Consider the following 14920-nt stretch of genomic DNA (forward strand, 5'->3'; position numbering starts at 1 on the left):
CCGGGAGGGCAGAATGGCCTCCCGTGTCTGGCGCCAACGACCCCTACGACCCCAAACAGGTGGCTGCGCTGTCCGCAGACGCCCTGGACGCCGCCGTCGCGGCCGGGGTGGCCGCCTTCGACGGGGCCGCCGACCTGGAGGCCCTGGCCGCCGTCCGGCCGGCGCACCTGGGTGACCGTGCCCCGGTGCTGCTGGCCCGCCGCGAGCTCGGCGCGCTGCCCCCGGCCGCCCGCAAGGACGCCGGCCAGCGGGTGAACGCCGCCCGGGTCGCGCTCACCGACACCCACGCCGCCCGGCTGGCCGTGCTGGAGGCCGAGCGCGACGAGCGGGTGCTCGCCGAGGAGCGCGTCGACGTCACGCTGCCCTTCGACCGCGCACCCCGCGGCGCCCGGCACCCGCTGACCACGTTGCAGGACCGGATCGCCGACGTCTTCGTAGGGATGGGCTACGAGGTCGCCGAGGGCCCGGAGCTGGAGAGCGAGTGGCTGAACTTCGACGCCCTCAACACCGGCCCCGACCACCCGGCTCGCTCGCTGGCCGACACCTTCTTCGTCGCCCCCGAGGGCTCGGGCCTGGTGCTGCGCACGCACACGAGCCCGGTGCAGGCCCGCACCATGCTCGAGCGCACCCCGCCGATCTACGTCGTCGCGCCGGGCCGGGTCTACCGGACCGACGAGCTGGACGCCACGCACACCCCGGTCTTCCACCAGGTCGAGGGCCTGGCCGTCGACCGCGGGCTGACCATGGCCCACCTGCGCGGCACCCTGGAGGCGCTGGCCAAGGCGCTCTTCGGGGACGACGCACAGATCCGCTGGCGGCCGCACTTCTTCCCCTTCACCGAGCCCTCGGCGGAGTTCGACGTCTTCTTCCCCGAGCACCGCGACGGCCCGCAGTGGGTCGAGTGGGGCGGCTGCGGGATGGTCAACCCCCGGGTCCTCACCGCCTGCGGGATCGACCCGGAGGTCTACAGCGGCTTCGCCTTCGGCATGGGCATCGAGCGGGCCCTGCAGTTCCGCCACGGCGTCGGCGACATGCGCGACATCGTCGAGGGCGACGTCCGGTTCACGCGAGCGTTCGGAGTCGAGCAGTGAAGGTCCCCGTCAGCTGGTTGTCCGAGCACGTCGACCTCCCCGCGGGGACGGGCGTCGAGGAGCTGGACGCCGTCTTCGTCCGGCAGGGCCTCGAGGTCGAGGAGGTGCTGCGCGTGCCGGAGACGACGGGCCCGCTCGTCGTCGGCCGGGTGCTGGTGATCGAGGAGCTCACCGGCTTCAAGAAGCCGATCCGCCACGTCCAGGTCGACGTCGGCGACCCCGAGCCCCAGGGCATCGTCTGCGGCGCCCGCAACTTCGCCGTCGACGACCTGGTCGTCGTGGCCCTGCCCGGTGCCGTGCTGCCCGGTGACTTCGCCATCGCCGCCCGGACGACGTACGGGCGCGTCTCCGACGGGATGATCTGCAGCAGCCGCGAGCTCGGCGTGGGCGAGGACCACGACGGCATCCTGGTCCTGGGCCGCGGCACCGACGGTCCGGCCCCGGGCACCCCGGCCGGCCCGGTCGTGGGCACCGACGACGTCGTGTTCGACCTCGAGGTGACCACCGACCGCGGGTACTGCATGGCCATCCGCGGCATCGCCCGCGAGGTCGCCGGCGCCCTGGGCGTCGACTGGCGCGACCCGGCCGCGGCCACCCCGCCGGCCTGGCCCGGCGAGCCCGCCTGGACCGTCGAGGTCGCCGACCCGGCCCGCTGTGACCGGTTCTCCGTGCTCGCGATGGAGGGGCTGGACCCGACCGCGCCCAGCCCCTGGTGGCTGCGGCGCCGGCTGGCCCAGTCCGGCATCCGGTCCATCTCGCTGGCCGTCGACGTCACCAACCTGGTGATGGTCGAGCTCGGCCAGCCGATGCACGCCTTCGACCGGGACGCCGTCCGCGGCCCCGTCGTCGTCCGGACGGCGGCTCCCGGCGAGCGGCTCACCACCCTGGACGGCGTCGACCGCGCCCTGGACGCCGACGACCTGCTGATCACCGACGACTCCGGCCCCATCGGGCTGGCCGGTGTCATGGGCGGGGCCTCGACCGAGATCTCGGGGACGACCACCGCGGTGCTGCTGGAGGCCGCGCACTGGGAGCCCACCGGCATCGCCCGGGGCGTCCGCCGGCACAAGCTGCCCAGCGAGGCGGCCAAGCGCTTCGAGCGCGGCACCGACCCCGACGTCACCGTCGTCGCCCTCGCCCGGGCGGCGTCCCTGTTGGCCGAGCACGGCGGTGCCCGGGTCGTCGGCGGGGTCGTGGACGTCGACGCCCGCGCCCCCCGGCCGCAGATCGTCTTGGACGCCGACCGTCCGGCCCGGGTCGCCGGCATCCCGATCAGCAGCGACCAGGTGATCGACTCGCTCACCACGGTCGGCTGCACGGTCGGTGCCGAGGGCGGCCGGCTGGCCGTCACCCCGCCGTCCTGGCGCCCGGACCTCACCGACCCGGCCGACCTGGTCGAGGAGGTCGTCCGCGCCGTCGGCTACGACGAGATCCCCTCGGTGCTGCCGACCGTGCCCCCGGGCCGCGGCCTCACGCCGACCCAGCGCCGCCGACGGGCCGTCGGTCGCGCCCTGGCCGAGGCCGGCTACGTGGAGGCCCCGGCCTACCCGTTCGTCGGCCGGACCGCCCTGGAGGCGCTCGGGCTGCCCACCGAGGGCCTGCTGACCCTGCGCAACCCGATCTCGGAGCAGGAGCCGGCGCTGCGCACGTCCCTGCTGCCGGGGCTGCTGGCCACGCTGGCCCGCAACCTGGGCCGTGGGCAGCGCGACCTGGCCGTCTTCGAGCACGGTGCGGTCTTCCCGCCCGGGGACGGCGCGGTCGCCCCGCTGCCCGCCGTCGACCGCCGTCCTGACGACGAGACGCTGGCCGCCCTGCTCGGCGCCGTCCCCGCGCAGCCCTGGCACGTCGCCGTGGCGCTGGCCGGCAACCGGGAGCCCCGCGGCTGGTGGGGCCCGGGCCGCCCGGCCGTGTGGGCCGACGCCGTCCAGGCCGCCCGGCTGGTCGCCGACGCGGCCGGGGTGGAGCTGACCGTGCGCGCCGGTGACCAGGCGCCCTGGCACCCGGGCCGCTGCGCCGAGCTGCTGGTCGGTGACACCGTCGTCGGCCACGCGGGTGAGCTGCACCCCCGGGTGTGCGCCGCGCTGGAGCTGCCCGCGCGCACCTCGGTCATGGAGCTCGACGTCGACGCGCTGCCCGACCGCCCGGTCGCGCAGGGCCCGGCCATCTCGGCGTTCCCGCCGGTCCGGATGGACGCCGCCCTGGTCGTGGCCGAGGACCGCCCCGAGTCCGCCGTGCGGGCCGCGCTGGTGTCGGGGGCGGGGGAGCTGCTGGAGGGCCTGCGGCTCTTCGACCTCTACACCGGCACCCAGGTCGGGGAGGGCAACCGGTCGCTGGCCTACGCCTTCGTCTTCCGTGCCCCGGACCGGACACTCACCGGCGAGGAGGCGCAGGCCGCCTTCGACGCCGCCGTCGCCGCCGCGACGCAGGCGACGGGAGCCGTCCTCCGTGGCTGACCTCGACGGCACCGTCGCCCTCGTCACCGGGGCCTCCACCGGGATCGGCCGGGCCCTCGCCGAGGGCCTGGCCGCGCGCGGGGCCTCGGTGGCCGGCCTGGCCCGCGGCGCCGAGCGGCTGTCGGCGGCGATGGCCGACGTCGCCACCGCCACCGGGTCGCGCACGCTGGCCGTTTCCGCCGACGTCGCGGACCTCGCCGCCGTCCGGGCCGCGGTGGCCCGGGTGGAGGCCGAGCTCGGCCCGGTCGACCTGCTGGTCAACAACGCCGGGCTGATCGACGCCGCCGAGGTGCCGGTCTGGGAGGCCGACCCCGAGCAGTGGTGGTCGGTGGTGGAGAGCCAGGTCCGCGGACCGTTCCACCTGGTGCAGGCCGTCGTCCCCGGGATGGTGGCCCGCGGCACCGGACGGGTCGTGGACATCGCCTCGGGCATGTCGACCCGGTCGAACCCGGACTACACCGCCTACTCGGTCGGCAAGACCGGCCAGCTGCGGATCACCGAGGCCCTCGCCGCCTCCGGGGTGCTGGCCTTCGACGTGGCCCCCGGCGTGGTGGACACCCCGATGACCCGCTCGATGGCGATGTGGGACGGCTACGAGGAGTGGACGCCGGTGGAGGCCGTCGTCGACCTGGTCGCCGCGATCGGGGCCGGCCGGCTGGACGCCTGGTCGGGCCGCTTCGTCCGGGCCGGCAAGGACACCGTCGAGTCGCTGTCCCGGGTCACCCCGGCCGCAACCCAGCGTCAGCTCCGACTGCTGCCCCACGGGGACGACGACCCGGTCGCCTGAGAGGTGTCCCCGCGGGCGGCTCAGAACAGGGTGCGCAGCGCCCCCGCGGCGATGTCCACGGTGATCCGGGTGTCGGCCTCGACCTCCACCAGCTCGCCGTCCATCTGCAGCGGCATCGGGGTCAGCACGGTCAGCTCGTGGTGCGTCGTCGTCGGCTGGGGCCCCAGGCCCACGGTCGCCGCCTTGACCGCGGTGGCCAGCACCCGCAGCTTGCCGGCGCGCTTGTTGACCACCAGCTCGAAGTGGCCGTCGTCCGGGCGGCCGGAGTCCGACAGCTTGGCCACCTTGGCCATCTGGGAGATGTTCGCGTAGAGCACGCTGTCGATCTCCAGGACCGACCCGTCCTCCAGTCGGACGGGGAACGGGTGGAAGGCCCGGAAGCCGCGGACGACGGAGACGATCTCCCGCCAGGAGCCCTTGCCGCCGGCCTCGATGTCCACGGCCACGACCGGGGTGATGCCGATGCCGATGTAGGAGTGCGCGTACCGGACCTCCTCGGTGTCCCCGTGCACGAGGGTCATCCGGAGCAGGTCCATCCGGGTCACGTCACCGGCGACGATCGCGTCGGCCAGCGGCCGGGTCCGCGTCGTCCGGCGGTGGTCGTTGGCGTTGCCGGCCGCCCGGACGGCGGCGACGGCGTCGGGGTTGCCGGCCTGCATGACGCCGTCGACGACCTCGTTGTACCCGCCGTCGCCGCTCACCGAGACCACCAGCGGGCGCCCGGTGCGGGCGGCCTCGCGGGCCAGGTCGCGGGCGTGGCCGGCGTGCTCGGTGGGGGCCAGCTCCACCGGGGTGTCCGGGAGCCGGTCGGACAGCTCGGCGCGCAGCTCGCGCGCCGAGGTGGGGGCGTCACCGGTGCTGTGCGGGTTGAACACGATCACGATCCGGTCGAACGCGGACACCGTCGGGCCTCTCGTCGGGGTGGGGCGGGGGACGGCGGCGTCCCGGCGGGCTGATCATGGCCGACGCGGGGGCCGGGCGCGCCCCGACCCGCCCACCCCACGACTGCACAGTCATCCACGGTCGTGCATACTCATGCACTGTGAGCGGACAACGGACGTGGACGGTCGGGGTCACCGGCGCCACCGGGTACGCGGGCGGTGAGGTGTGCCGGCTGCTGGCCGGGCACCCGCAGCTGCAGCTGACCGGGGTGCACGCAGCATCGAGCGCCGGCCGACGCCTGGGGGAGTCCCAGCCGCACCTGCTGCCCTACGCCGACATGGTCGTGCAGCCCTCGGACCCGTCGGACCTCGCCGGCTACGACGTCGTCGTGCTGGCCCTGCCGCACGGCGCCTCCGGGGCCATCGCCGCGGGCCTCCCGGACGACGTCCTGGTGCTGGACTGCGGTGCCGACCACCGGCTCGCCGACGCCGCCGCCTGGGAGCGGTGGTACGGCAGTGAGCACGCCGGCACCTGGCCCTACGGCCTGCCGGAGCTCCCCGGTCAGCGGGGGAAGATCGAGGGCGCCCGGCGGATCGCGGTGCCCGGCTGCTACCCGACCAGCGTCTCGCTCGCCATGGCCCCGGCCCTGGCCGCCGGCCTGGTCGAGCCCGAGGTCGTCGTCGTCGCGGCGTCGGGCACCTCGGGTGCCGGCCGGGCCGCCAAGCCCGATCTGATCGGCTCCGAGGTCATGGGGGCCGCCAGCGCCTACGGCGTGGGCGGCGTGCACCGGCACACCCCCGAGATGATCCAGAACCTGTCGGAGGCAGCCGGTAGGACTGTCGGCGTGAGCTTCACCCCGACCCTCGTACCCATGGCCCGCGGCATCCTGGCCACCTGCTCGGCCAAGGTCCGCCCCGGTGTCGACGCCGCGGCCGCCCGTGCCGCCTACGTCGAGGCCTACGCCGACGAGCCCTTCGTGCACCTGCTGCCCGAGGGCCGGTGGCCGACCACCGCCGCCGTCCTGGGCGCCAACACCGTCGCCCTGCAGGTCACCGTCGACCCCGACGCCGGCCGGCTGGTCGTCGTCGCCGCGGTGGACAACCTGACCAAGGGCACGGCCGGCGGCGCCATCCAGTGCGCCAACATCGCCCTGGGCCTCCCCGAGACCCTCGGCCTCCCGCTGGTGGGGGTCGCACCGTGACCGTCACCGCGCCCCAGGGCTTCCGGGCTGCCGGCGTCGCCGCGGGCCTCAAGTCCTCCGGCGACCCCGACGTCGCCCTCGTCGTCAACGACGGTCCCGACGACGCCGCCGCCGCCGTCTTCACCACCAACCGGTTCCCCGCGGCGCCGGTGCTGTGGAGCCGGCAGGTGCTGAGCAACAGCCGGGTCCGCGCCGTGGTCCTCAACTCCGGCGGGGCCAACGCCTGCACCGGGCCCGAGGGCTTCGCCGACACCCACGCCACCGCCGAGCACGTCGCCGACACCCTCGGGCTGGGCGCCATCGACGTCGCGGTGGCCTCCACCGGGCTGATCGGCGTCCGGCTGCCGATGGACCGGCTCACGGCCGGGATCAGCGACGCCGCCACCCAGCTGTCCGGCGACGGTGGCGCGGCCGCCGCCCGGGCGATCATGACCACCGACTCGGTGCCCAAGACCACGGTGCAGACCGGGGCCGGCTGGACCGTCGGCGGGATGGCCAAGGGCGCCGGCATGCTGGCGCCCAGCCTGGCCACGATGCTCGTCGTCCTGACCACGGACGCCGTGGTCCCGGCCGAGCTGCTGGCCCCGGCCCTGGCGCACGCCACCGCGCACTCCTTCGAGCGCGTGGACAGCGACGGCTGCCTGTCCACCAACGACACCGTGCTCGTGCTGGCCAACGGCGCCTCCGGGGTCACCCCGTCGGCGGCCGAGTTCGAGGCCGCCCTGGACGCCGCGTGCCTGGACCTGGCGATGCAGCTGCTGGCCGACGCCGAGGGCTCCACCAAGGACATCGCGATCACCGTCTCGAACGCCGCCAGCGTCGCGGACGCACTGACCGCGGGCCGCGCCTGCGCCCGCAACAACCTGCTCAAGACCGCGCTGTTCGGCAACGACCCCAACTGGGGCCGGGTGCTGGCGGCGATCGGCACCACCGACGCCGCCTTCGAGGCCGACCAGGTCGACGTGACCATCAACGGGGTCACCGTCTGCCGGGCCGGTGCCATCGGTGACGACCGGGACGGCGTCGACCTCACCGGCCGGGCCATCACCATCGACGTCGACCTCCGGGCCGGCACGGAGTCCGCGACCATCTGGACCAACGACCTGTCGATCGCCTACGTCCACGAGAACTCGGCGTACTCGACGTGAGCACCCAGGACCCCACGCCGCCCGACGTCCGGCCCGACGAGGTCCCGCCGAAGCGGCGGGTCGGCACCAGCCGGGTCATGCGCACCCCGGACCCGACCGGTGACGCCGCCAAGGTCGCCGTCCTCACCGGGGCACTGCCGTGGCTCAAGGAGTTCCACGGCAACGTCGTCGTGGTGAAGTACGGCGGGCACGCCATGGTCGACGACGAGTGCCGGGCCGCGTTCGCCGAGGACATGGTCTTCCTGCGGACCTGCGGCATCCTGCCCGTCGTCGTGCACGGCGGCGGCCCCCAGGTCAGCCGGATGCTGTCCCGCCTGGGGGTGGAGAGCGAGTTCCGCGGCGGCCTGCGGGTCACCACCGAGGAGACCATCGGCGTCGTCCGGATGGTGCTGGTCGGTCAGGTCGGCCCCGAGGTCGTCGGGCTGATCAACACCCACGGCCCGCTGGCCGTCGGGCTGTCCGGCGAGGACGGCGGCCTGTTCACCGCCGAGCGCACCCAGGCCCTCGTGGGCGGCGAGCCGGTCGACGTCGGGCTGGTCGGCGACGTCGTCGCCGTCGACCCCGCCCCGGTCACCGCGCTGCTGGAGGCCGGGCACATCCCGGTCGTCGCCACCGTGGCGCCGGATGCGAGCGGGCAGCTGCACAACGTCAACGCCGACACCGCCGCCGCGGCCCTGGCCGTCGCGCTGGGTGCGGTGAAGCTCGTCGTGCTCACCGACGTCGAGGGGCTCTACTCCGACTGGCCCGACCGGGACTCCCTGGTCGAGCAGATCGACAGCGCCGAGCTGGCCGAGATCCTGCCGACCCTGGACGCCGGGATGATCCCGAAGATGGCCGCCTGCCTGCGCGCCGTGGAGGGCGGGGTGGACCGGGCGACCGTCGTCGACGGCCGACTGCCGCACGCCCTGCTGCTGGAGATGTTCACCACCGAGGGCACCGGGACGATGGTCGTCCCTGCCGCACCGACCCCTGAGGAGGGTTCAGCATGACGCACACCGAGGAGCTGACCCGCCGCTGGTCGGCGGTGATGATGGGCAACTACAAGACCCCGCCGGTCGCCCTGGCGCACGGGCGTGGCGCCTCCGTCTGGGACGTCGACGGCCGCGAGTACGTCGACCTGCTCGGCGGTATCGCCACCACGATCCTGGGCCACGCCCACCCGGTCGTCGTCGCCGCGATCGCCGAGCAGGCCGCGGTGCTGGGCCACGTGTCGAACCTGGCGATGCACGAGCCCGGGGTGACCCTGGCCGAGCGGCTGCTGGAGCTGGCCGGCCGGCCCGGCCGGGTCTTCTTCTGCAACTCCGGCGCCGAGGCCAACGAGGCCGCCTTCAAGATCAGCCGGCTCACCGGCCGGCCCGAGGTGGTCACCGCCCTGGGGTCCTTCCACGGCCGCACCATGGGCTCGCTGGCGCTGACCGGGCAGCCCGCCAAGGCGCAGGCGTTCGCGCCGCTGCCCGGCGGGGTCCGGCACGTGCCCTACGGCGACCCCGACGCCCTGCAGCTCACCGACCGCACCGCGATGGTGCTGCTGGAGCCGATGCTCGGGGAGGGCGGCGTGCTGCCCGCCCCGGCCGGCTACCTGGCCTCCGCCGCGGCCCAGGCCGCCGAGGCCGGTGCCCTCTTCGCCGTCGACGAGGTGCAGACGGGCAGCGGACGCACCGGTCAGTGGTTCGCCCACGCCGCCGACGGCGTCACCCCCGACGTCATCACCATGGCCAAGTCGCTCGGCGGCGGCCTGCCGCTGGGCGCCACCCTGGCCTTCGGCGACGCCGCGGAGCTGCTGGGCGCCGGGTCCCACGGCTCCACGTTCGGCGGCAACCCGATCGCCGCTGCGGCCGCGCTGGCGGTGCTGGACACCATCCGCGACGAGGGCCTGCTCGAGCGCGCCAAGGACCTCGAGCACCGGTTCACCACCGGCATCGAGGGCCTGGGCCACCCCGCCGTCTCCGGCGTGCGGGGGCGGGGCGCGCTGCTCGGCGTCGTGCTCACCGCAGACGTGGCGCCGCAGACCGAGGTCGCACTGCGCACCGCCGGCTTCCTCACCAACGCCGTCGCCCCGGACGTCGTCCGGCTGGCGCCCTCGCTCGTCGTCACCGACGCGCAGGTCGACGCCTTCGTCGAGGCCCTCCCCGCAGCCCTCGACACCGCCCTGGAGACCCAGTCGTGACCCGGCACTTCACCAAGGACGACGACCTCTCCCCGGCCGAGCAGGCCGAGGTGCTGGCGCTGGCCGCCGACCTCAAGGCGACCCGGCACACGGCCGGCGCCCCGACCCCGCTGGCCGCCCCCCACGGCGTCCCGAAGGCGGTGGCCGTGCTGTTCGACAAGCCCTCCACCCGGACCCGGGTGTCCTTCTCCGTCGGGATCGCCGAGCTCGGCGGCTACCCCCTGGTCATCGACGCCGCCGGCAGCCAACTGGGCCGCGGTGAGCCCGTCGAGGACACCACCCGGGTGCTGGACCGGCAGGCCGCCGCGATCGTCTGGCGGACCTTCGGCCAGGACCGGGTGGACACCATGGCCTCGGTGAGCCGGGTGCCGGTGGTGAACGCCCTGACGGACTCCTACCACCCGTGCCAGATCCTGGCCGACCTGCAGACCATCGCCGAGCGGCGTGCGACGCTGGCCGGGCTGACGCTGACCTACCTGGGCGACGGCGCGAACAACATGGCGCACTCCTACGCCCTGGGCGGTGCCACTGCCGGCATGCACGTGCGGATCGGCTCTCCGGAGGACTACCGGCCCGACCCGGCGGTCATGGCCCGCGCGGCGCAGGTGGCCGCGGAGACCGGGGGCTCGGTCACCTGGACCGCCGACCCGGCCGCCGCTGCCGACGGCGCCGACGTGCTGGCCACCGACACCTGGGTGTCGATGGGCCAGGAGGGCGAGTACGACACCCGGGTCGCCCCGTTCCTGCCCTACGCCGTCGACGAGCAGGCCCTGGCCCGCGCGGCGTCGGACGCGATCGTGCTGCACTGCCTGCCGGCCTACCGCGGCAAGGAGATCGCGGCCAGCGTGATCGACGGCCCGCAGAGCGCGGTCTTCGACGAGGCGGAGAACCGGCTGCACGCCCAGAAGGCGCTGCTGGTCTGGCTGCTGGGGCGATGAGCCGATGACCTCGGCGCTGAACCGGCCGGCCCGGCACGCCCGGATCGCCGAGCTGATCACCGCGCAACCGGTGACCAGCCAGGCGCACCTGGCACGCCTGCTGTCCGAGGCCGGCGTCGAGGTCACCCAGGCCACGCTGTCCCGGGACCTGGAGGAGCTGGGCGCGGTGAAGCTGCGCGGCTCCGACGGCGCCCCGGCGTCCTACGTGCTGCCCCCGGAGAACGCCCCGCTGCGCCCGGCGCAGTCCGCACCGGGCCGGCTGACCCGGATGCTGGGGGAGCTGCTCACCAGCGCCGAGGGCAGCGCCAACCTCGCGGTGCTCCGCACCCCGCCCGGGGCGGCGCAGTTCCTGGCCTCGGCCCTGGACAAGGTCGGCCTGCCCGACGTGCTGGGCACCATCGCCGGGGACGACACTCTCCTGGTCGTCTCCCGCGACCCGGTCGGCGGCGCAGCGCTGGCCGACCGGCTGCTGGCGCTGGCCGCCGGCAGCGCCCCCTCCGACCCCGAAGGACGTCCCGCACCGTGAGCACCGCACCCACCGGATCCGACACCAGGCTCTGGGGAGGCCGGTTCGGCGGTGGCCCGTCCGCCGCGATGGCCGCGCTGTCCAAGTCCACGGACGTCGACTGGCGGCTGGCCCCCTTCGACCTGGCGAGCTCCCGTGCGCACGCCCGGGTACTGCACCGCGCCGGCCTGCTGGACGCCGCCGAGCTCGATCAGATGGTCGGCGCGCTCACCGAGCTGTCCGCCGAGGTCGCCGACGGGACCTTCACCGCCATCGAGGCCGACGAGGACGTGCACGAGGCCCTCGAGCGCGGCCTCACCGCCAAGCTCGGCACCCTGGGCGGCAAGCTCCGTGCCGGCCGGTCCCGCAACGACCAGGTCGCCACCGACCTGCGTCTGTACCTGCGGCACCACGTCCGGGCCCTGGTCGGCTCGCTCGCCGACCTCGAGGAGGCCCTGGTCGGGCTGGCCACCACCTACCGGGACGTCGCCGCCCCGGGCATGACGCACCTGCAGCACGCCCAGCCGGTGCTGATCAGCCACCAGCTCCTGGCCCACGCGCACTCCTTCGCCCGCGACGTCGACCGGCTGCTCGACTGGGACCGCCGGACCGCGGTCAGCCCGCTGGGCGCCGGCGCGCTCGCCGGGTCCTCGCTGCGGCTGGACCCCGACGCCGTCGCCGCCGAGCTGGGTTTCGACCGGGCCGCCGACAACTCGATCGACGCGGTCAGCGACCGCGACTTCGCCGCCGAGTTCTGCTTCACCGCCGCCCTGCTGGGCGTCCACCTGTCCCGGCTGGGGGAGGAGGTCGTGCTCTGGACGTCGACCGAGTTCGGCTGGGCCCGGCTGGACGACGCCTGGGCCACCGGTTCCTCGATCATGCCGCAGAAGAAGAACCCCGACATCGCCGAGCTGGCCCGCGGGAAGGCCGGCCGCTTCGTCGGCAACCTGACCGGCCTGCTCACCATGCTCAAGGGCCTGCCGCTGGCCTACGACCGGGACCTGCAGGAGGACAAGGAGCCGGTCTTCGACTCCATCGAGCAGCTCGCACTCCTGCTGCCTGCGGTCACCGGCATGGTCGCCACCTTGACCCTGCGCCCCGAGGTGCTGGAGGCCGCCGCCCCCCAGGGCTTCGCGCTGGCCACCGATGTCGCCGAGTGGCTGGTGTCGGCCGGGGTGCCGTTCCGCTCGGCGCACGAGATCAGCGGCGCGATGGTCGCCCGGTGCGAGTCCCTGGGCGTCGAGCTCGACGAGCTCACCGACGCCCAGCTGCTCGAGGTCTCCGAGCACCTGACCCCCGAGGTCCGCACGGTGCTGTCCGTGCCGGGCGCACTCGCCGCCCGCAAGGCCCGCGGCGGGACGGCGCCCGAGCGGGTCGCCGAGCAGCTCACCGCGCTCACCGCCCTGGTGGGGGAGCACCGGACCTGGGCCGGGGCGTCCCCGGTGGCCCCGGCGCTCTGACGCCGTCGCCACAGCCCCTCCACCGACCCCGTGACCGACGTCGACCGGCCCGGCCCGCTCGTCACCCCCGAGGAGCTGGTCGGGCCGCTCGACGCCGTGGCGCCGTCCCTGCTGGGCTGCTGGGTGGTGACCGACCGGCCGGAGGGCACCGTCGCCGTCCGGCTGACCGAGGTGGAGGCCTACTCGGGCGCCGGTGACGACCCGGCGGCGCACTCCCACCGGGGCCCGACGCCCCGGTCCGCGGTCGTGTTCGGGCCGCCCGGTCACCTGTACGTCTACTTCAGCTACGGCGTGCACTGGTGCGCCAACGTCGTCGTCGAGCCCGAGGGCCACGGTTCCGCGGTGCTGCTGCGGGCCGGTGAGGTGGTGGTGGGGGAGCCCCTGGCCCGGAGCCGTCGCCCCGCTTCGGCCCGCCCCCGAGACCTGGCCCGGGGCCCGGCCCGGCTGACCTCCGCGCTGTCGATCGGGCCCGACGACCGGGACCGGTACCTGCTCGACCCGTCCTCGCCGGTCCGGCTGCACCGGGGACCGGCGCCGGCCTCGGTGACCGCCGGCCCGCGGGTCGGCATCACCCACGCAGCCGAGCTGCCGTGGCGGTACACCGAGACCGGTGCCCCCACGGTGAGCGCCTTCCGTGCGGGGGTGCGACGACGCCGTCCGGCCGCCGGGCAGGATGGGACCCCGTGACCAGTAGTGCTGACGTCGTCGACGAACTCCACCGCCGCGGGTTGATCGCCCAGAGCACCGACGAGGGCGAGCTCCGTGCGGCGCTCGCCGCCGGTCCGGTCACCTACTACTGCGGCTTCGACCCGACCGCGCGCTCGCTGCACGTCGGGCACCTGATCCAGTTCATGGTGCTGCGTGCCCTGCAGCGTGCCGGCCACCAGCCCATCGTCCTGGTGGGCGGGGCGACCGGGTTGATCGGCGACCCCCGGCCCTCCGCCGAGCGGACGCTCAACTCACCGGAGCTGGTGGGCGAGTGGGTGGAGCGGATCCGGGCACGCGTCGCGCCGTTCCTGGACCGTCCCGCCGCCGAGCAGGGTCTGCTGGCCCCGGTGTACGTCAACAACCTGGAGTGGACGGCACCCCTGTCGGCGATCGACTTCCTCCGGGAGCTGGGCAAGAACTTCCGGGTCAACCGGATGCTGGCCAAGGAGGCGGTGTCGGCCCGCCTCAACAGCGACGCCGGCATCAGCTACACCGAGTTCAGCTACCAGATCCTGCAGGCCAACGACTTCAAGGAGCTGCACGAGCGGCACGGCTGCACGCTGCAGACCGGTGGCTCCGACCAGTGGGGCAACCTGACGGCCGGCACCGACCTGGTCCGCCGCACCCACGGGGTGTCGGTGCACGCCCTGGGGACACCGCTGATCACCCGGGCCGACGGCACCAAGATCGGCAAGACCGAGGGCGCCACCGTCTGGCTCGATCCCGAGGAGACCAGCCCGTACGCGTTCTTCCAGTACTGGCTGGGCATCGACGACGTCGACGTCCGCGCCTGGTTGCCGCTGTTCTCCGAGCGGTCACCCGAGGAGGTCGCGGCGCTCATCGCCTCCTCGGAGGAGAAGCCGCAGGCGCGGGAGGCGCAGCGAGCCCTGGCCGAGGAGCTGACCCGGCTGGTGCACGGGGAGGACGAGCTCCGGCAAGCCGAGGCCGCCGGCCGTGCGCTCTTCGGCCGGGCCGAACTGGCCGAGCTGGGCGCCGCGACGCTCGAGGCCGCGCTGTCCGAGGCCGGGACGACGACGGTCGAGGGGGAGTGGCCGACCCTGGCCGCCCTCCTCCAGCAGAGCGGCCTGTGTTCGTCGCTCTCGGACGCCCGCCGCACCGTCAAGGAGGGTGGCGCCTACCTGAACAACGTCCGGATCGCCGACGGCGAGGCCCGACCGGTGTCCTCGGACGTCCTGCCAGGGGGATGGCTCGTGCTGCGTCGCGGGCGTCGCACGGTGGCCGGGGTCCGTCGGGCCGAGGTCTCCGCCGTCTGACCTGCGCGTCCGCCCCGTGTGAACAGCACGTGACGGGGACGTTCCGGGCGGGTGGCCGGCGTCACCCACGAGCGGGTTTGACAGCCCCGCCCCGGACACGTAACTTTCTCTCTGCGCCGGGAACGACCGCAAGGCCGGGCCCGCCGCCGAGCAGGACAAATCAAGCTGGGAAGCGAAGGCCGCGAGGCTGGAGTTCCTGCGCGTCCGCTCCTTGAGAACTCAACAGCGTGCCGAAAGTCAGTGCCATATGTTCAACCCCAGTCACGGGGTGCCTTCGGGTTTGCCGTGATGGGTTCCTTTGGTTGA

At 74.8% G+C, this 14920-nt stretch carries 13 protein-coding genes; 12 read left to right on the forward strand and 1 reads right to left on the reverse strand.

Features of this window, described 5'->3' with window-relative positions; translation table 11 throughout:
* Positions 1 to 23 precede the first annotated feature (23 nt).
* Genes pheS through ASG41_RS07080 form a run of 3 tightly spaced genes read left to right on the forward strand, consistent with a single transcriptional unit; the run spans position 24 to position 4331 of the window.
* The gene (gene pheS, locus ASG41_RS07070; RefSeq protein WP_056291794.1) at positions 24 to 1091 is read left to right on the forward strand and encodes a phenylalanine--tRNA ligase subunit alpha; all 1068 of its coding nucleotides are present in this window, start codon (positions 24 to 26) and stop codon (positions 1089 to 1091) included.
* Positions 1088 to 3544, forward strand: a complete 2457-nt coding sequence (gene pheT / locus ASG41_RS07075) for a phenylalanine--tRNA ligase subunit beta (RefSeq protein ID WP_056291797.1) — start codon at positions 1088 to 1090, stop codon at positions 3542 to 3544. The genes pheS and pheT overlap by 4 nt, the downstream gene beginning before the upstream one ends.
* Entirely contained in the window at positions 3537 to 4331 is a 795-nt protein-coding gene (locus ASG41_RS07080; RefSeq protein ID WP_056291801.1) for an SDR family oxidoreductase, read from the forward strand. Before pheT ends, ASG41_RS07080 begins: the two co-directional genes overlap by 8 nt.
* Positions 4332 to 4351: 20 nt before the next feature.
* Here the strand turns inward: ASG41_RS07080 and ASG41_RS07085 are convergent, their stop codons facing one another.
* Entirely contained in the window at positions 4352 to 5233 is an 882-nt protein-coding gene (locus tag ASG41_RS07085; protein ID WP_056291804.1) for a diacylglycerol kinase family protein, read from the reverse strand.
* Between the two features lie 140 nt (positions 5234 to 5373).
* Between ASG41_RS07085 and argC the strand changes: the two genes are divergently transcribed.
* Genes argC through tyrS form a run of 9 tightly spaced genes read left to right on the forward strand, consistent with a single transcriptional unit; the run spans position 5374 to position 14614 of the window.
* Positions 5374 to 6414: an N-acetyl-gamma-glutamyl-phosphate reductase gene (gene argC / locus ASG41_RS07090; protein WP_056291806.1), complete on the forward strand. Its 1041-nt coding sequence runs from the start codon at positions 5374 to 5376 to the stop codon at positions 6412 to 6414.
* On the forward strand, positions 6411 to 7562 hold the full coding sequence (argJ, locus tag ASG41_RS07095; RefSeq protein ID WP_056291814.1) for a bifunctional glutamate N-acetyltransferase/amino-acid acetyltransferase ArgJ: 1152 nt from the start codon (positions 6411 to 6413) through the stop codon (positions 7560 to 7562). The genes argC and argJ overlap by 4 nt, the downstream gene beginning before the upstream one ends.
* The gene (argB, locus tag ASG41_RS07100) at positions 7559 to 8551 is read left to right on the forward strand and encodes an acetylglutamate kinase (RefSeq protein WP_200938768.1); all 993 of its coding nucleotides are present in this window, start codon (positions 7559 to 7561) and stop codon (positions 8549 to 8551) included. The genes argJ and argB overlap by 4 nt, the downstream gene beginning before the upstream one ends.
* On the forward strand, positions 8548 to 9729 hold the full coding sequence (locus ASG41_RS07105) for an acetylornithine transaminase (protein WP_056291817.1): 1182 nt from the start codon (positions 8548 to 8550) through the stop codon (positions 9727 to 9729). The genes argB and ASG41_RS07105 overlap by 4 nt, the downstream gene beginning before the upstream one ends.
* On the forward strand, positions 9726 to 10667 hold the full coding sequence (argF, locus tag ASG41_RS07110; RefSeq protein WP_056291820.1) for an ornithine carbamoyltransferase: 942 nt from the start codon (positions 9726 to 9728) through the stop codon (positions 10665 to 10667). Before ASG41_RS07105 ends, argF begins: the two co-directional genes overlap by 4 nt.
* Positions 10668 to 10671: 4 nt before the next feature.
* Positions 10672 to 11193 (forward strand): arginine repressor, encoded by a 522-nt coding sequence (locus ASG41_RS07115; RefSeq protein ID WP_056291822.1) that lies wholly within the window; start codon positions 10672 to 10674, stop codon positions 11191 to 11193.
* Complete coding sequence (gene argH, locus ASG41_RS07120; RefSeq protein ID WP_056291824.1) at positions 11190 to 12632, forward strand: argininosuccinate lyase; 1443 nt, start codon at positions 11190 to 11192, stop codon at positions 12630 to 12632. The genes ASG41_RS07115 and argH overlap by 4 nt, the downstream gene beginning before the upstream one ends.
* 30 nt (positions 12633 to 12662) lie before the next feature.
* A complete protein-coding gene (locus ASG41_RS07125; RefSeq protein ID WP_082556674.1) occupies positions 12663 to 13319 on the forward strand; it encodes a DNA-3-methyladenine glycosylase in 657 nt (218 codons plus the stop codon).
* Positions 13316 to 14614, forward strand: a complete 1299-nt coding sequence (gene tyrS / locus ASG41_RS07130) for a tyrosine--tRNA ligase (protein WP_056291826.1) — start codon at positions 13316 to 13318, stop codon at positions 14612 to 14614. The genes ASG41_RS07125 and tyrS overlap by 4 nt, the downstream gene beginning before the upstream one ends.
* Positions 14615 to 14920 lie beyond the last annotated feature (306 nt).

Origin of the sequence: Modestobacter sp. Leaf380 (assembly GCF_001424485.1) — a bacterium.
GTDB lineage: Bacteria > Actinomycetota > Actinomycetes > Mycobacteriales > Geodermatophilaceae > Klenkia.

Excerpts from the sequence above, each read along its gene's own strand:
- ASG41_RS07105 (WP_056291817.1), top strand. The coding sequence starts at position 8,548 with ATGACGCACACCGAGGAGCTGACCCGCCGCTGGTCGGCGGTGATGATG.
- ASG41_RS07115 (WP_056291822.1), top strand. The coding sequence starts at position 10,672 with ATGACCTCGGCGCTGAACCGGCCGGCCCGGCACGCCCGGATCGCCGAG.